At 42.2% G+C, this 19,014-nt stretch carries 13 protein-coding genes; 9 read left to right on the top strand and 4 right to left on the bottom strand.

All coding sequences use genetic code 11. The annotated features are described in order from the left end of the window. Positions 1-165 precede the first annotated feature (165 nt). From NYF15_RS14670 to NYF15_RS14655, 4 genes are all read right to left on the bottom strand, one after another. Positions 166-3,015, bottom strand: coding sequence for a TonB-dependent receptor plug domain-containing protein (locus NYF15_RS14670; RefSeq protein WP_371353947.1), 2,850 nt, complete (start codon positions 3,013-3,015; stop codon positions 166-168). A gap of 170 nt (positions 3,016-3,185) precedes the next feature. Next, positions 3,186-4,256, bottom strand: a complete 1,071-nt coding sequence (locus tag NYF15_RS14665) for a FecR family protein (RefSeq protein ID WP_371353946.1) — start codon at positions 4,254-4,256, stop codon at positions 3,186-3,188. Next, entirely contained in the window at positions 4,253-4,813 is a 561-nt protein-coding gene (locus tag NYF15_RS14660; RefSeq protein WP_371353945.1) for an RNA polymerase sigma factor, read from the bottom strand. Before NYF15_RS14660 ends, NYF15_RS14665 begins: the two co-directional genes overlap by 4 nt. Positions 4,814-4,895: 82 nt before the next feature. Next, on the bottom strand, positions 4,896-5,771 hold the full coding sequence (locus tag NYF15_RS14655; RefSeq protein ID WP_130150042.1) for a LysR family transcriptional regulator: 876 nt from the start codon (positions 5,769-5,771) through the stop codon (positions 4,896-4,898). A 106-nt stretch (positions 5,772-5,877) separates the two neighbouring features. Between NYF15_RS14655 and NYF15_RS14650 the strand changes: the two genes are divergently transcribed. The 9 genes from NYF15_RS14650 to NYF15_RS14610 all read left to right on the top strand — a co-directional run bounded on the left by NYF15_RS14650 (position 5,878) and on the right by NYF15_RS14610 (position 19,004). Beyond that, on the top strand, positions 5,878-6,531 hold the full coding sequence (locus NYF15_RS14650; protein WP_371353944.1) for a peroxiredoxin-like family protein: 654 nt from the start codon (positions 5,878-5,880) through the stop codon (positions 6,529-6,531). 40 nt (positions 6,532-6,571) lie between these two features. Further along, complete coding sequence (locus NYF15_RS14645) at positions 6,572-7,294, top strand: haloacid dehalogenase type II (RefSeq protein ID WP_371354215.1); 723 nt, start codon at positions 6,572-6,574, stop codon at positions 7,292-7,294. A 256-nt stretch (positions 7,295-7,550) separates the two neighbouring features. Further along, positions 7,551-8,753: an efflux RND transporter periplasmic adaptor subunit gene (locus NYF15_RS14640; RefSeq protein ID WP_371353943.1), complete on the top strand. Its 1,203-nt coding sequence runs from the start codon at positions 7,551-7,553 to the stop codon at positions 8,751-8,753. A gap of 14 nt (positions 8,754-8,767) precedes the next feature. Continuing rightward, positions 8,768-11,941 (top strand): efflux RND transporter permease subunit, encoded by a 3,174-nt coding sequence (locus NYF15_RS14635; RefSeq protein WP_130150046.1) that lies wholly within the window; start codon positions 8,768-8,770, stop codon positions 11,939-11,941. Positions 11,942-12,045: 104 nt separating this feature from the next. Beyond that, positions 12,046-12,639: a PilZ domain-containing protein gene (locus NYF15_RS14630; RefSeq protein ID WP_371353942.1), complete on the top strand. Its 594-nt coding sequence runs from the start codon at positions 12,046-12,048 to the stop codon at positions 12,637-12,639. 84 nt (positions 12,640-12,723) lie between these two features. After that, positions 12,724-13,782 (top strand): agmatine/peptidylarginine deiminase, encoded by a 1,059-nt coding sequence (locus tag NYF15_RS14625; protein ID WP_371353941.1) that lies wholly within the window; start codon positions 12,724-12,726, stop codon positions 13,780-13,782. After that, on the top strand, positions 13,775-14,668 hold the full coding sequence (locus NYF15_RS14620; RefSeq protein ID WP_371353940.1) for a carbon-nitrogen hydrolase: 894 nt from the start codon (positions 13,775-13,777) through the stop codon (positions 14,666-14,668). Before NYF15_RS14625 ends, NYF15_RS14620 begins: the two co-directional genes overlap by 8 nt. 29 nt (positions 14,669-14,697) lie before the next feature. Next, entirely contained in the window at positions 14,698-18,171 is a 3,474-nt protein-coding gene (mfd, locus tag NYF15_RS14615; RefSeq protein WP_371353939.1) for a transcription-repair coupling factor, read from the top strand. Continuing rightward, positions 18,171-19,004: a peptidoglycan binding protein CsiV gene (locus NYF15_RS14610; RefSeq protein WP_237118424.1), complete on the top strand. Its 834-nt coding sequence runs from the start codon at positions 18,171-18,173 to the stop codon at positions 19,002-19,004. The genes mfd and NYF15_RS14610 overlap by 1 nt, the downstream gene beginning before the upstream one ends. The last annotated feature ends 10 nt before the right edge of the window (positions 19,005-19,014 follow it).

Genomic DNA, 19,014 nt, shown 5'->3' with positions numbered 1-19,014 from the left:
CGAAAAATAGTTTACCCCTATAAAAATACTACAAGCATTTAATAAACTTAGAGTACCTATAAACAATATTAAGATACCCACACTGCAATCAGCAGCTCTTTATAACTAAAAAAGGGCCTAACGGCCCTTTGCAAGTTTATAATAATAAAGGAATCTAAAGGGAGTTTAGAACTTGTACTCTGCACCTATATAGTAGTATGCACCGTTAAAACCAAATGGTGCTGAACGACGCGAGTAAGTGAATACACCAGGGCTTGACACTATTGTGTTGCCGTTTGCATCAACAATCGTACCCGAGCGCGAATTACCAATGGTGTTCTTATCTGGATAAACATCAAATAGGTTATTAGCACCAATGTTAAACGATAAGTTTTCATCAAAGAAGTAACTCACTTTCACATCCGTTAAGATTTCAGCACCGTATGTTTGACGTCCGCCGTCTTCCACAGTGTACTCACCATAACGATTCAGTGATAAGTTTACTGTCCAGTCTTCAAGTCGGTAAAGTGCACTTAAGTTAATGCGATCTTCTGGCTGCCACTCTTCGATGATTGACGTTTCTTGAGCAGAAAACACATCTTCAACAGGAATCGTTTCAAGACCACTGCCTGATGGCGTAAATAAATCAACCACATCTGTTTTGGTGAAGTTAGCAGCAAAGGTGAAATCGAGCGTGCCGCCAAGGCCTTCAGTGTTCCATGTGGCAACTAAATCAACCCCTTCTGTTTCTGTGTCCGCACCATTTAAGAAAAACTGACCAGCCCCTGCGCCAGAGCTGACAAGTGCAGCATCAAGTGTATCTGATAAACCTTTGCCTAAACGGTTAGAAATAACGATACGGTCATCAATATCAATCGAATAGTAGTCAATGGTTACGTTGATATTGTCAGTCACGTTATACACAATACCTAAACTACGGTTTTGCGATTTTTCTTCTTTTAACTTAGGAATACCAATCGATTGCGCGAGTGTACTGTCGTTTCTAAAAGTACCCACTTGTTCAGCCACTAAGCTGCCATCATCGCCAACAACAAACTGTGTACTTATATTATTAAAGTAAAGCTGTTGCATCGACGGTGCTCTAAAACCTGTACTCAATGCACCGCGTAAAGAAACATCTTCAGTAATCGACCAATTAGCCGCTAGCTTAAAGTTAACAGTGTCGCCAAAGCCTTTGTAGTTATCGTAACGAAGCGCGCCTGAGATAATAACATCATCGATCACGTAAGTTTCAGCATCCGCATAAAATGAAATCACATCACGTGACTCATCCACAGATGACGCAGGATCAGAACCACCAAAGCCTTGTGTACCACTGGCTGCATCTTCACTACCCACACCACCACTAAGGCCTGAATAAATGCTTACACCATCAACGGTGTCGTAATCACGATAAGCATATTCACTGCCCTCTAAGATACGAAATTCATCTGTGCGGATTTCAGCACCCAATGCTAATGAAAAATTATCATAATCTTTTGTGTAATCAAGATTAAGTGTTTGTAGAGATAATTCTAGGCCATATGCAAACGCTGAACGCGGGATGGTGGCACGAATTTCATCTGCTGATAAACCTTGCTCATAACGAAGTAAGTTCGCATACGAACCATTAATTGTGTCACTTGTGGTGTAATCAATGCTGTTTTCACCGTAGGTGTAAGATAAGTCAATGCTTGAGTCATTATCGAACGACTTTTTAAAACCTACGTTATAAGACACGTCATCAATAACGGTATTAATTTTCGGTAAGAAACCCATTGGAATTGTTGCATCACCGTCTTGTAATACAGGGTTACCAGTCGCATTGGCGTTGTGGCGGAAAAATGCCGCTGATTCATTTTCACGGTTTGAATAAGTGATAAAGCCATACAGCTCACCACCAGCAAGTTCATAACCAGTATTAACGGTTAAAGCAAATTGCTGAGAATCAGCATCACCAATTCTAAATGTATCACGCGGTGCTGTTAGTTCGCGTGGGTCACCAGCAAGTAAAGTGCCGTCATCAAGCTCCGTACAACCATAAAATTGACATGAGCCATGAAGGCCAGCACGGTTGGTTGGAGCGCGATCACGGTAGTTAATTGTGGTATTTAAATAACCATCATCACCCAGGGCAAAACCTTTGTTAAAATCAATATTAACGGTTTCGCCATCACCCTCTGAGTATTCACCATAGTTAATGGCTGCTTTACCACCTTCTTCAGCATCTTTTAACACGATATTGATAACGCCGGCAATCGCATCTGAACCATATTGCGCGGCTGCACCATCACGTAAAACTTCAATGCGCTTAATTGATGCCGCAGGAATAGCATTCATGTCAGTACCTGCGGTACCACGACCTACTGACGTATTAATATGGATGATACTCGCTTGGTGACGACGCTTACCATTGATAAGCACTAAAGTTTGGTCGGGCCCTAAACCACGTAGTGTAGCCGGACGCAGCGCATCAGTACCATCACTGATAGACGAGCTGGAAAAGTTAAAAGAAGGGGCGATAGCTTGAAGCATTCGGCCCACTTCTGTTTGTCCTGTATTTTCAAGTGCCTCCGCACTTAAAATATCAACGGGTACCGGTAAATCCTCAACTGAGCGTCCTGCTACACGACTACCAACAACAGCGATTTTCTCGATATTTTCTTCTGCAGCTTGTTCTGCTGCAAATGCCTGATTATTGCTTGCAAGTAGTAACGGCACGACTGCAGCACTGACCCCTGAAAGGTTTTTCATGTTGTTATCTTTCCTATTGATTTGTTTGAGTTTTATACTCAGTAAACCAGTTTGATCAACAACCGCATCGAGCTTAGTTCCTTGAAGCATGGTCTCAAGTGCATCTAGCTTGGTATAAAAACCAAACACCGACTGTGCTTGATATTGCTTAGCAAGCTCAAAAGAGAAAATAACCGTTTGGTCTGTTTGCTTAGCGAATTCAATCAAGGCTAAATCTGCTCGTTGCGCTTTAATATCAAATTGCAGCATTTGCTTTTCAGCAGCAATGGCTGGTTGCCCCATACATAAGCCGTAGACAGCCATCGACGCTGGAAATAAATGCAATTGTTTACTGCGCAACTTAATCAAACAGTTCAGAAAGAAAAATCCACTATGTAAATTTAACTTTTTTTTATTTAATTTTTTGTGATTAACATTAACAACGTGAAAATCATTTTTTTTCATGAGGGAAATTAGCTTTTACTTTCAAAACTTAAACTAACACGATGCTCGCCTAAGCGTTGATGTTTAACCGCTAAATTAGCGTGTAACGACTCAAGTAATCCTTTTATATCGCCAGCCTTGAAAACGCCCGCAACTTTTAAAGAAGTTAAATCAGGATCAGTCAATTCAAAACGGGTAGCCGTGTAACGACTAACCTCTTGTAGCGCTTCACCTAAAGGCTCACCATTAAAAATAATCATGCCATGCTGCCATGCTAAATCTCGTTGTACATCATCCATCGATAGTTGTTTAACAGGCTCTGTTTTACTGTGTTTTATAAGCGCTTTTTCACCCGAGACAACCACGTTCGCATGGAGTTTTTTTATCGATAGACTCTCGTTTGAAGCATCTTTTAAATGCTCAAAGTCATTTGCATCAACAAGCGTGTGTGGCTCAGCTATCATTACTTTGCCCTCTGTGACTACCAACTCAAGATCTGATGAAGTGTTACGCTGAACATTAAACACGGTGCCAAGAGCAGTAAAAGACTTATCCCCAGCAATGACTGTAAAAGGTCTGCTCGCATCCTTGGCGACATTGAAACGCCCCTCGCCTCGATTCAATATAAGTTGACGACGATCGCCCGTGTACACTACTTCTAACTTTGTATTGGTGTTAAGCTGAACAATCGTGCTGTCTGGCAAGACATAGGTTGCCTGCTCACCGACTTTGGTTCGATAAATCTTTGTAAATTTCGCATGGTCGTCTTCAGCTGATTGCCAATAACTTGAGTAAATCAGTAAAACACAACCCAGTAACATCACAACTAGAAAACTTGTTGCGGTTGCCAAGCCAAAAACCGCTGGTTGTTTATGCTGAGTTTTTTCAGGAAAAAGGCTACTTAGCTCATTGAGCACACTCATTTCATCCCAAAGTTGAGCGAGTTCAAATAACGCATCTTGATGGGCATTGCTTTGTTTTGCCCATTGTTGTAGCTCATGCACTTCTTTATCAGATAAGCCTCTGTCAATTGCACTTACCCAACGACTCGCCTGAGCTTGAATCATATCTTTCGACGAAAAAGGATGAACATTACTCATTTATTCACCTCTTTGGCGGTTACATCAGTGGTATTTAATTGATTTAGTTGGTGAGTGTCATGTGCTTTCATAGCATGCAATGCATGCAGGAGCCCTTTGGCGATGTGCTTTTCAACTGTACTTTCGCTCAACTTCATTTTAATTGCGATTTCCTTTTGGCTTAGACCATAGACCTTTTTTAAAATAAAACACTTTTTAACTTGAGGGCTCAATTCGTTAGTCACGCGGCAAAAAAATAAAAACCGCTCTTTCGAGGTGACTTCATCTTCAAGTGCCATTGAGCGCATCTGATTGGTGACTTGTTGATGCTCATCAAGGGACTCTTTGTATTTATTATCCCATTTCGCAACGTGATTTAATGCCAAGTGCTTAGCAGTTTTAAGCATATAACTGTGGGTATATTCAATATTTTGCTTAAGATCAGCCTCGTAACTTTTAATAAACGTTTCTTGAATTATATCTTCAACGTCATCAGGGCTGACAATACGTGCAACAAATCGTCTGAGTTTGCTTGATATATCAGTAAATGCGGTAATAATCCCTGTCTGTTCCGTCATCCGTAACTCGCACTTGTTATTTTATAGCTAAGGTTACGAGATTTCATTTTAATTACAAGACAATTTGTTAATTTTCTGTTCCTCAAGTAAATAAAGTTTTCATGAAATTATAAAAAATCTCTGTTTTTCGAGTGACTAAACTGTTTTGAGGCTTTAAAAACCAAACTGGCGCATCTGCATCAGCGAGACAATTGGGTAATATTTCAATTAGCTCACCTTTACTAAGTTCATCCTGAATGGCTATACGCGATTTAATAGCAATACCATGCCCTGCAATTGCTGCTTGAGTCATGTTATCTGAGTTTGAAATAGTAAACCGAGTACGCGCATTGTGATGAATAACTTGATTATTTTCGATGAGCTTAAGCTGACGCTGCCACGGTAAACATACCCAATAATGATCAACTAAATCATCCACAGACTTGGGCATGCCATATTTTTCAAGATAACTTGGTGCGGCACACAGAATACGGGAATTAACAGCAAGTTTTCGAGATAATAAATTAGAGTCAACTAACTGTCCTACCCTAATCGCCACATCTTGGGCGTCATCCACTACATTCACAAAATGATCTGTAATCATAAAATCTAATTTTAAATCAGGGTATTGTTGCTCAAACTGATTAAGCCTTGGCATCACAAATTTAGAAAAGACCCATGGCGGCATGGTGACACGCAATAACCCTGATATTGCCGAACCTCTTGCACCTATTTGATGTTCAGCATCATACAACGCTTCCAAAATTGCACTTGCGCGTTGGTAAAAGACGTCTCCTGCCGGTGATAACCTTATCCGCCGACTATCTCGAAAGATAAGCACGGTAGAAAGTGCCTTTTCGAGCTTACTTAAACGGTGGCTCACTGTTGCTGGCGATAAGCCTTGTGCTTTTGCTGCCGCCACGACCCCTTGGTTCTCAACAACCGCTATAAATGTTTCTAAATCGGATAGGCTATACATATTTTCAGTTCAATATTTTCGAATTTAGCTTTCACTTTTGCCTAGTATATATAAAAAAATAAAACACTATACTGCATTTTTTACACTAATGGTCTGGAGCCACACTATGTCTTTAAAAAGCCAAATTGACGCATTCGAAGTACAGAAAAAAGCAAATGTTCCAAGTGATATCCTAAACTTAATGGACATTACCACCGAGAAACTGATCGCTAAGCAGTTAAATCAACATGCATTACCAGTAGGTGCCGTATTTCCTGACTTTAGCTTGCCAAATAGTCATGGTGAAACCGTGACACTCTCGCAGTTATTAGACAAAGGACCTCTGGTGCTTAGTTTTTACCGTGGCGGTTGGTGCCCATACTGTAACTTAGAATTACGTGCGCTAAATGCACTGAAGGACGAGTTTGCTAAACACCATGTTCAACTAGTAGCAGTTTCACCACAGTTACCTGATCACTCGTTATCAACTGAACAACAGAATGAATTAGCCTTTACGGTCTTATCAGATGTTGAAAATACACTAGCAAAAGCATGTGGATTAGTGTTCACATTAGATGAGCGCTTAATTCCAGTATATAAAGAGCTGGGCTTAGATATTCCTACTGCAAATGGGGATAACAGTTATGAGCTTCCTCTGCCTGCAACCTACGTTATTGATAAAGACCGTACTGTTCAATATGCATTTGCTAAAGAAGACTATACTCTGCGTGCAGAGCCAAGTGACGTATTAAATGTGGCAAAAGGGTTGCTGAATGCGTAATGTCAGTCTATCAACTAAATTATTATGTGCTTATATATTAATGTTTAGCACCTTTATTGGGAGTGCAGCAGTGGCAAAGAGTCAACCTCTTAAAACCCCAAAAGTAATTGTATTTGATGTTAACGAAACCTTGCTTGACCTTGAACAAATGAGGCATTCTGTCGGGGAAGCACTTAACGGACAAACACAACTATTGCCCCTTTGGTTTTCGACCATGCTACATCACTCATTAGTTAGCACCGTGACGAATGAGTACCATGATTTTGGTGAAATTGGTGTCGCAGCATTAATGATGGTGGCAAGTAACCATCAAATTAATATTACTAAAGAGCAAGCAAAACAAGCGATTGTACCACCGCTTTTATCTCTTCCAGCACACCCAGATGTAAAGCACGGACTTGCTCAGCTTAATGATAAAGGCTTTAAGTTAGTAAGCTTTACTAATTCATCAAATAAAGGGGTAGCAGCGCAATTTAAACACGCTGAGTTGACGAGTTTTTTTAGCGACCGATTCAGCGTTGAAGATATCAAGGTATATAAGCCCGATCTTCGCTCGTATCAGTGGCTACTTAAACAACTTGATATAGCACCAGATGAGGCGCTGATGGTGGCCGCCCACGGTTGGGATGTCGCTGGTGCAAAAGCCGCAGGTATGCAAACTGCCTTTGTTGCAAGACCAGGTAAAGCGCTGTATCCACTAGCGACAAAACCTGACTACATTGTTAATGATATAAAAGAGCTCGCTTTACTACTTAATCGTTAATATAAACCCTATGAAGGCTACAAACGGTAGCCTTCATAGGGTTTATTGTTCGCTTCGCACACAACCCAGTAATTTTAATGTATAGAGCATTCATTATTTAGTCTAAAAAACAAACCAAAAAGTAAACTAAATGGTGTACCTTTAAAAGTTTTAGGTATACACTGATTGCGCTTAATCCTAGCATGGTTCGCCTTTTCATGACTTGTGGGCTATCGACTATGCTTACTATACTTAACAATTGGACTGTGGAGTAAACATGCGTCTGTCTTTCGCACCTGCCAAATTATCATTATCTTTACTATTTTTGATCGCTGCACCACTTGTATTGCAAGGCTGTTCCGAAGCCCCTAAACAACAAGAGCAAATGCATCCTGCTGCTGTTGCTACAATGACCATAAAAACAGAAGATGCACCATTCACGATTGAATTACCAGCAACCCTATCAGGCTCTAAAGAAGTTGAAGTTCGAGCGCGTGTAGCGGGTATTTTAGAATCGCGTAACTTTGAAGAGGGCCAGCGTGTTGAACAAGGTCAATCACTATTTACTATTGATCTTGAACCATACCAGCTTGCTGTTGATCGTGCCCAGGCGGCTCTTGATGGTGCTAAGGCATCACTGGTACAAACTGAACGAGACGTTAAACGTTTAGGAAAACTGCGTGCAGAGAAGTCAGTTTCACAACGCGATTATGATAACGCGAGCTCAGCTAATGATATTGCCAAAACAAACCTTGCAGCGGCCAAGGTTGCGCTAAAAGAAGCACAATTAAATCTTGAATATGCCCAAGTAAAAGCACCTGTTGCCGGTGTGATGGGACGTGAATTTGTTTCTGAAGGTACGTTTGTTTCAGGCCCCGACGTTTTACTCACGCAAATGACCCAGTTTGACCCTATACGTATTCGGTTTGGCTTGTCAGAACGCGAACAACTACAAATGCGTCAAGATGTTAAAAATGGTTCACTAACTTTACCAGAGCAAGGCCATTGGAGAACGCAAATAAAACTTCAAGATGGTTCTTTATACGCTAAAACTGGCGAAGTGAACTTCTCTGATGTGCGAATTAATCCGAACACCGGTACCAGCGAGTTTCAAGCTGTGATCCCAAACCCTGATTTTCAGTTACGACCTGGCCAATTTGTCCGAATTGAGCTAACTGGCGCGGTACGCAAAAATGCCATCATCGTACCACAGCGCGCCGTACTCGATAACGGCACAGGCAAGTTTGTTTATGTTGTGAGTAAAAATGAACAAGGTATGGATGTAGCACTACCTGCGCCTGTTGAAGTGGGTGAATGGATAAAAAAACCAAACAATCAACAATTCCAAAATTTTTGGTTAATTCGCAGTGGTTTAAAAGAAGGTGACCAAGTTATTGTTGATGGCATGGCGCGTATTTTCTTCCCAGGTATGCCAGTCAATGTTGGCAAACCAGCCGCTAACTCAAGCCACGCAGAATAAGCACAGGGAGTCTTATGTTTTCTCGTTATTTTATAGACAGACCGATTTTCGCGTTTGTTATATCGATTGTTATTGTGCTTGCGGGTCTTGCTGCGATGCGCAGCTTACCTATTGCTCAGTATCCTGAAATAGCGCCTCCTGTAGTGCAAGTGACAGCTTCCTATCCAGGTGCATCTGCCGAGGTACTCGAACAAACAGTGGCAGCGCCGATCGAAAATGCAATAACTGGTGTTGAGGGCATGATGTATATGTCGTCTACATCAACTAGCTCGGGTTCGACCACAATTGAAGTAACATTTGAAATAGGCACTGATGTCGATCAGGCCGCAGTCAATGTTAATAACCGTGTTAAGCAGGTTGAAGCACGCTTACCAGAAGAAACACGCCGCCAAGGTGTGGTGGTACAAAAAGGCTCTTCTAGCTTTTTACAGGTGCACGCTTTTTATTCACCTGATGGTTCTCGCTCAAGTTTGTGGACATCAAACTATGTCACTATGAATGTGCTGGATCGTATTAAACGTATTCCAGGCACTACTAGTGTGCAAATATTTGGTGCGAAAGATTACGCAATGCGTATTTGGTTACGTCCAGATGTTATGAGCCAGCTCGGTGTCACTGTTGAAGAAATCTCAGCCGCCATTCGTGTGCAAAACTCACAATATGCTGCCGGTAAAATTGGTGCAACACCAACGTCTAAATCTCCTCAGGAACTGGTTTACAGTGTTACCGCACAAGGGCGTTTGTCAGAGCCTGAGCAATTTGAAAATATTATTATTCGCTCAAATCTTGATGGCAGTAGCTTAAGATTAAAAGACGTAGCACGCATTGAGCTGGGTTCAAAAGACTATAACTTTAAAGGCACAATAAACGGTAAAGAAGCGGTACTGTTGGGTATCTTCTTACAACCAGGCGCCAATGCCCTAGATGTTGCAGAAGAAGTAAACAGTGTTATCGAAGAAATGAAAAGTCAGTTCCCTATCGGGCTTGCTCATTTAACCTCATATGACACAACTCGCTTTGTGGAAGTGTCGATTCGTGAAGTAGTAAAAACACTGCTTGAGGCCATGGTATTGGTATTCTTAGTCGTGTATTTATTCTTACAAAACTGGCGCGCGACCCTAATACCTACTCTTGCAGTGCCAGTATCACTACTGGGCACATTTGCCGGCATGTATATGCTGGGTTACTCAATTAACTCGTTAACCTTATTCGGCATGGTGCTGTCGATTGGTATTGTTGTTGATGATGCTATCGTGGTGCTTGAAAACGTTGAGCGTATCATGCACGAAGAAGGCTTAGGCGCACGAGACGCCGCGGTTAAGGCGATGGGTGAAGTTAGCGGCCCGGTGGTGGCGATTGTTCTAGTACTGTGTTCAGTGTTTGTGCCTATCGCATTTTTAGGTGGCTTAACTGGTGAATTATTCCGCCAGTTCGCAATTACCATTTCGATTGCTGTAAGTTTATCGGGTGTGGTCGCCTTAACAATGACGCCTGCTCTTTGTGTGCTTATTTTAAAACAAGAACACAAGCAAACAGCCCGTTTCTTCTTATGGTTTAATGCTACTTTTACAAAAATCACAGGGCGATATGTTGGTGCCGTTGGCTTTATGATTCGACGCGGTTTACTCGGTTTAATTCTTATGACGGGGATGATTGTTGCAACTATAGGCCTTTGGCAAAATACGCCTGGTTCATTAGTGCCTGATGAAGACCAAGGTTATTACATCTCTGCGATTTTCTTACCTGACGGTTCATCACTTGAGCGCACCGAACAAGTCACGCAACAAGTTGTAAAAGCAGTGCAGTCAAACCCAGCTAACGAGAACGTGGTGGCCTTTACAGGTTTTGACTTTATTGGTGGTGGTTATAAAAATAGTGCTGCCACTTTATTCGTGACACAAAAGCATTGGGATGAACGTGAAGTTGATACCAAAGCATTGGTGCAAGAGCTCTTCATGAAAACAGCAGGTATTAAAGAGGCGCTGGTGCTTGCCTTTAATCCTCCGGCTATTTTTGGTTTAGGTAATACCGGTGGTTTTGAGTTTTACATTCAAAACAAAGGTGATAGTGACCCTGATAAGCTTCAGCAAGCCATGCAATTAATGACAGCCGAAGCACAAAAGAGCCCTATCATCAGTGGTCTGCAAACACTCTGGCGACCAGATGCCCCACAATTAAAAGTGGATATTGATCGTGAGCAAGCGCGTGCTATGGGTGTTGAAATAGATGCTGCATTTAATGCCCTTGCGGGTAACTTAGGTACTTATTACGTTAACGACTTCAATAAATTTGGTCGCGCATGGCAAGTGCTAATGTCTGCTGAACCTGAGTTTAGAATGAAGCCTGATGACATTGGCCGTATCTATGTTAAAAACAACCAAGGTACTATGGTACCGCTTTCAGCCTTTACCACCATTGAATATAGTCGTGGCCCAGAAAACCTTAACCGCTACAACAACTTACCAGCAGTTAAACTGATGGGTAATGCAGCGCCAGGCTATAGTTCAGGTCAAGCCATTGCTGAGGTTGAACGAATTGCACAAGCCGTGTTGCCCCCTAATATGACCTACGAATGGACAGGCTCTGCATTCCAAGAAAAACGCAGTTCGGGCACCACAGGAATTGCCTTAGGCCTTGCTGTGATCATGGTATTTTTGATTTTAGCAGCGCTATATGAACGTTGGTCATTACCATTTTCAGTTATGCTTGCCCTGCCATTTGGTACCTTTGGTGCGCTTATAGCAGTTTGGGTTGTTGGCATGACAAACGATGTGTACTTCCAAATTGGTCTAGTAACACTACTTGGTCTTGCCAGTAAAAACGCGATTCTTATTGTTGAATACGCCTTGATGAAACATCAACAAGGTTGGAGCGCAAGTACGGCTGCACTTGAGGCTGCACGTTTACGTTTTCGACCAATCATTATGACTTCGCTTGCTTTCATTTTAGGCGTAGTACCTTTAGTACTTAGCTCTGGCGCAGGTGCAGGTGCCCGTCATAGTGTTGGTACCGGTGTAATGGGCGGTATGATGGCCGCAACATTCCTTGCAGTATTCTTTGTGCCGCTGTTCTTTTATTGGTTAACGGCACGTAAATTAACTGAAAAACGCTCAAGACAAGAGCTTGCTGATGAAATAGCAGAACATCATCAACAAGAACATGTCAAAACCCAAGAGGGTAATCTGTAAAAAATGAAGGGCAAACAATGAGTTTGCCCTTTTTTTGATTATTTGATTACTAGCAATTTACAGCTTCCAACGCTAGTATTAAGGAAAGATGTGTGGAGTACAGCATGAATAATCAAAAATTAGCCGAATTTGAACAGTTTTTTCAAATCAACGAGAGCAACCGTGTCAATTTATATGCCGTTGAACCAAGTACTGTGCCAAAAACCAATGCTGAACTCGAAGCGGATATCCCTGCCCTGTTTAAACTTGCCAACGAAGTAAACGAACTTGAACAAACAAGCTTACGACCACTGCGTAATCTAGGTGATGTTGCACAAGAACTGGCAGCCTTTTTACAGGCGCAGTCTCGTAAAATTGATTTAATTATGAGTCACATCTTAGCCTCAGAGCAGCCTGACGATAACGCAAACTATTGCGATAGTTATGGCGGTGGCGGTGTAAAACTTACCTCAACTGATGTGTATGAATTAGGCCAAACATTTCGCACTAAGTTATTCTTGCAACACGAAGCATCAGCTATTTATTGCTATACCGAATTAGTGGCCATTGAAAAATGCGATGATGATAAATACCAGTACACATTATTGTTTACTGCCATTCGCGATGCTGACCAAGATTTAGTCGTAAGAGCGGCCCTGCACGCACAAACACGTCAACTTAAAAAACGTCAGCAAGAAAACAATCAGCAAGACAGTTAAAAATCACGCTTTATCGCGCACAAAAAGCTGACATCTATGGCTAAAATGCTAAACTAGCCCCACCTTAGTTTGTTTATTACCTTCATGAAATTTAGACTTTTACCTGAATGGGCTGAGCAAGATGCCGTTATGCTCACTTGGCCTCATCAAGACACAGATTGGGCAGCAAATTTAACAGCTGTTGAGCCTGTGTATGTAGCGCTTTGCCAAGCAATTAGCCAGCAACAAGATGTTGTGATTGTGGCCCATGATAATGCCCTCAAAGCATATATTGCAGCTTTACTTGCAAATGCAGATGTCGATGCTAATCGCATTCACTTTGTAGTGACACCGTGTAACGATACTTGGGCACGCGACCATGGTCCATTAACCTGTGCGAATATTGATGACGCAACAGAGTTAAAAGTAATGGATTTTATTTTTAATGGCTGGGGCAATAAGTTTGCAAGTGATCTTGATAACCAAATTAATCAAGTGCTTGTAAAACAAGTGGCTAACCCTAAAAATGGCTATCAGCAAAGTGAGCTGGTTCTTGAAGGCGGTGGCGTCGAAATCAATGAACACGGCGTGCTACTCACAAGCAGCGAGTGCTTGTTAAACCCAAATCGTAACCCAGAACTTACAAAAGCAGATATAGAACAAACGCTGGTTGAGCAACTAGGCGCTACGTCGTTTCTTTGGGTTGATCACGGTTACCTTGCGGGTGATGATACCGACAGCCATATTGATACACTGGTACGTTTTGCACCAAACAATACCCTTGTTTATGTTAAGTGCGACGATAAAAATGATGAGCACTTTGCAGCCCTTGATGCAATGGAAAAGCAACTGCAATCATTTAAAACAGCAGAGGGTGAAAACTACACGCTGATTGCCTTACCTTGGCCAAAAGCAGTGTTCAATGAAGACAGTGACAGACTCCCTGCCACCTATGCTAATTATTTAATTATCAATAAAACCGTTTTAGTACCAATTTATGGTGACGAAAACGACCAACTGGCGCTTGGTCAGGTTGCCAAAGCATACCCAGATCACACTGTGGTGGGTATTAATTGTGTGCCAATTATTCACCAATTTGGCAGCTTACACTGTATTACAATGCAATTACCGCGCGGCTTTTTAGCAGGAACAAACAATGACTAAACCAACGCATTTAAAGGTTGCTCTTGTTCAGCAATCAAACACCGATAATGCTCAAGACAATATGGCTAAATCAATTGCTGGTATTCGTGATGCAGCAAGCCAAGGCGCTAAGCTTATTGTTCTTCAAGAGCTACACCGCAGTTTATATTTTTGCCAAACCGAAGATGTAGACGTTTTTGATTTAGCAGAAACAATCCCGGGCCCAAGCACAGACACCTTAGGTGCACTTGCTAAAGAACTTAATGTGGTGATCGTGTCATCATTATTCGAAAAGCGCGCTACAGGACTTTATCACAATACTGCTGTGGTACTTGAAACTGACGGCAGCATTGCCGGTAAATACCGAAAAATGCATATTCCTGATGACCCAGGTTTTTACGAGAAGTTTTACTTCACACCGGGTGATTTAGGTTTTGAGCCAATTCAAACCTCTGTTGGTAAACTAGGCGTATTAGTGTGTTGGGATCAGTGGTTTCCAGAGGCTGCACGCTTAATGGCGATGGCCGGTGCTGAAATTTTAATTTACCCAACAGCTATTGGCTGGGACCCGCGTGATGAAAAAGACGAACAAACTCGTCAAAAAGACGCTTGGGTTATTTCACAACGTGCTCATGCAGTTGCCAATGGTGTACCTGTGATCAGCTGTAACCGTGTTGGCCACGAAAGTGATCCAAGCAGTCAAAGTGAAGGTATTCAGTTCTGGGGTAACTCGTTTATAGCAGGCCCACAAGGTGAAATCTTAGCCGAAGCGAACAACAGCGATGAGCAATTATTAGTTGTTGAATTAGACCAAGCACGTAGTGAAAATATTCGTCGAATTTGGCCTTACCTTCGTGATCGTCGTATCGATCACTATCAGGACTTAACCAAGATTTATCGAGACTAAGCAGTAAAAACAGTTTAAAGGAGTAGTAAATGGCGTTTGCGCAATGGGCAGCATTGCCTTGGGTAAAATCTGAAAAAGATAAAATTCAATGGGGACAACTTACCGGTAGCGGACTTAGCATCGCTATCGCAGAAGGTGTAAAACAGCACAACGAGCTGGTTGTGATTGTTACCCCAGACACACCAAGCGCCCTACGCCTTGAAACTGAACTCGAATTTCTATTGCCTGAAAACCCAGTCATGGTCTTCCCTGACTGGGAAACGCTACCTTATGATCATTTTTCACCCCATCAAGATATTATTTCTGCGCGCTTAGCCACGTTAAATACCTTAAAAAAAGAACAACAAAGCGTATTAATTGTGCCTGTATCGACCTTGATGCTGCGTACTGCCCCTGCTTCGTTTATTTATGGTTCGACTCTTAACTTTAAAGTGGGTGATACCTTAGATACTCACACATTGCGTGAAAACTTAGAACAAGCGGGCTATTTACATGTACAACAAGTGATGGAGCATGGTGAATACGCTATCCGTGGCTCTATCGTTGACTTATACCCTATGGGTAGTCCTCACCCATTTCGTTTAGACTTTTTTGATGATGAGCTCGACAGCATTCGCTTATTTGATGTTGAAAGCCAGCGCTCAGATGAAAAGGTCGACAAAATTGAGTTACTGCCCGCTCACGAGTTTCCAACTAACGACGCTGACATTGAGCGTTTTCGTATCAATTATCGTGAACAATTTGGCGCAAGCTCTGAGCAAGACTCAATTTATATGCAGGTGACTAAAGGAACCTGGCCTGCGGGTATCGAATATTACATGCCCCTGTTTTTTGATGGACTGGCAACCATCTTCGACTACTTACCAAGCAATACGACGTTTATGCATTTTGGCGATATCGAGCATGCTGCTGATCAGTTTTGGCACGATGTAAATGTTCGCTATGAAAACCGCCGTGTTGATCCGCTCAGACCTTTACTTGAACCTGTAAAGCTGTATCAAAGCGTTAATGAACTATTTGGTGAGTTTGGTAAATACGCACGTATTCGTTTATCACAAGCAAAATTAGGCACCAAAGCGGGTCACACAAACCTTGCTAGCAAAGAGCTGCCGAATGTGCGTATTGATCATAAGTTACACGAACCGTACCAAGGTTTAATTAACTATGTTGCTGGCGAGAAAAAACAAAAAGGCCGCGTGCTGCTCTCGGTTGAATCGGATGGCCGCCGCGAATCATTACTCACCTTATTAAAACCAAGTGGTTTAAAGCTCAAAGAATTTGAATCGTTTAGCGATTTTACCAATAGTTCGAGTGATGTTGGCCTTATTGTTTCACCGCTTGAACAAAGTGTGGTGTTAGACGGTACACCGCGTTTAACCATTATCACAGAGCAAGAATTATTAGGCATTAAGGTCTCGCAACGTCGACGCCGTAAACACAAATACGAAGCAAGCCAAGATGCGCTTATTCGTAACCTTGCTGAGCTACGTGAAGGTCAACCGATTGTGCACCTTGATCATGGTGTAGGACGCTATCAAGGCCTTGAAACCATTGATGCTGCCGGTGTTATCACTGAGTTTGTTACGATCATCTACGCCAACGAGGCAAAGCTATACGTGCCCGTTTCAGCGTTACATATGCTGAGCCGCTATTCAGGTGGCGAAGAAGCCTCTGCCCCGCTCCATAAGTTAGGCTCTGATGCGTGGGAAAAAGCCAAGAAACGTGCCGCCGAAAAAGTTCGTGATGTGGCTGCTGAGCTTTTAGATATTTACGCTAAACGCCAAGCCAAGCCTGGCAATAAATTTAAGCTTGATGGCAGTGCTTATCGTCAGTTTAGCGATAGCTTCCCATTTGAAGAAACTGACGATCAACGCAACGCCATTGAGTCTGTGCTCGGTGATATGCAAAGTAAGCAAGCGATGGACCGTTTAGTATGTGGTGACGTTGGCTTTGGTAAAACCGAAGTGGCAATGCGCGCAGCCTTTGTAGCCGTGAATGATAACAAGCAAGTTGCGGTACTTGTACCAACCACACTGCTTGCACAGCAGCATTATGAAAACTTTAAAGACCGCTTTGCCGATTTACCAATCGAGGTTGGCGTTTTATCGCGCTTTAACTCAACCAAAGAGCAAAAAGATACCCTAGATAAAATGGCCGAGGGTAAATTAGATATCGTCATTGGTACTCACAAGCTTATTCAACAAGATATTCAATTTAAAGATTTGGGCTTACTGATTGTTGATGAAGAGCACCGTTTTGGGGTGCGTCAAAAAGAAAAAATCAAAGCATTACGTGCCGATGTCGATATTTTAACGCTCACTGCGACCCCTATCCCACGTACGTTGAACATGGCAATGAGTGGTATGCGTGACTTATCAATCATTGCCACACCGCCAGCGAAACGTTTAGCGGTTAAAACCTTTGTTAGACAAAGAGATGCTGAACTTATTCGCGAAGCCATTCTGCGTGAGATTAAACGCGGTGGTCAGGTGTACTTCTTACACAATAATGTTGAAACGATCGACCGAGTTGCAGAAGAAATCACTGAATGGGTACCTGAAGCCAGCGTAACAACGGCACATGGTCAAATGCGAGAACGCGAGCTTGAGCAAATCATGAGTGATTTTTATCACCAAAAATATAACGTGATTGTGTGTACCACGATTATTGAAACCGGTATCGATGTACCGACTGCCAACACCATTATTATGGATAGAGCGGATAAACTCGGTCTTGCACAGCTGCATCAGTTGCGTGGTCGTGTTGGCCGCAGCCACCACCAAGCGTATGCCTACCTACTGACTGGCAACCCCAAATCGTTAACTAAGGATGCCGTTAAGCGCCTAGAAGCAATTGAATCACTGGAGGACCTAGGTGCAGGTTTTGCCCTAGCAACGCACGATTTAGAAATTCGTGGTGCCGGTGAGCTGCTTGGTGATGATCAATCGGGTCAAATGCAAACCATTGGCTTTAGTTTGTATATGGAAATGCTTGAACAGGCGGTTAACTCCCTCAAAGAAGGTAAAGAGCCAACCCTTGAGAACCTACTCGGTCAGCAAACTGAAGTTGACTTAAAGCTGCCTGCGTTATTACCTGATGATTATATTCATGATGTAAATGCGCGTTTAGGTATCTATAAACGTATTGCAAGCTGTGCTAACCTCAATGATATGGACGAGTTACAGGTCGAGCTGATTGACCGTTTTGGTCTGCTGCCTGACGCCACGAAAAACTTATTCAGCCTGCAGCAATTAAAACTACAAGCAAGTCATATTGGCATTAAGAAGATTGAAGCAAACCCGAAAGGCGGTTATTTTGAGTTTAGCCAACATACAAAGGTTAACCCTAGCTTCATTATAGGTTTGATACAAAGTGCACCGCAGGTGTACAAAATGGATGGCGCAAACAAACTGCGCTTTGCTATTAGCGAGGCAAATCCTCGTGAACGCTTAAAAATGGTCACTGCAATGATTGCAGATTTCGAAAAAAAGGTTAGCCATTAATGTTGTTTAGAAATAGTTTTATTTTGCTTTGCTGCTTATTTACGAGCTCAGCCTTTGCAACTCGCTGGTTCGAAATTGAAGTTCTTATTTATAAACAGCGCCCTGCCCCTTACTTACAAGAAGATTTCAGTTTAAAACACGATGAAATCAATGCAAAAAACAAACTGGACTTGCTCACGCCAGCCCTTGAAGAACAAGCAAGGCAAGCCTGTATAGAGGGTGACAGTCGTTTTAAATCAAACTCATTTACAGACAGTCTAGTTAGCAACTCACCACACTCTAATGTGTGTGATGATAGTGTTGACTTTTTATCTAGCTATACGCAATTACCTGTTACACCTTCAGTTAAGTCTCGTGAAGATACTAATGAAATATATCTTATCGCTTCATCAGATTTACAATTTACTGAACAAAAAAACCAGCTGGATAGAAAAGGGTTGACCCCTATTTTACATACCGGTTGGCGTTTCCCTGAAATGAGCCAATCAAGAGCGCCCAGTATACGCCTATTTGCTGGGGAGCATTTACAAGCTGAACAATCAACTACTCCAAATGTTGATAACGACTTTATAAGCTTGGTCTCACCTACACAGCAATATATACCTGACACAATACAAAGTGCTCCTAAGTGGGAGTTAGATGGTTTAATGAAAATCTATGTACGCCATTACCTTTTCATTAATGCCGACTTTGATATTAGCAAACGTTTAGAGACTGGTGACTACGAGAAAGCTCGCTTCTCACAATTTAAACGTGTGATAAGTAATGAAATACACTATTTCGATCATCCTAGAATGGGGATGATTGTACAAATACGACGCTACAACCATTAATGGAAATGAC

Source organism: Pseudoalteromonas sp. 68 DY56-GL68, assembly GCF_041414825.1.
Taxonomy (GTDB): domain Bacteria; phylum Pseudomonadota; class Gammaproteobacteria; order Enterobacterales; family Alteromonadaceae; genus Pseudoalteromonas.
The sequence above is the reverse complement of the archived record's forward strand: the minus strand, read 5'-3'. Positions and strand labels throughout refer to the sequence as shown.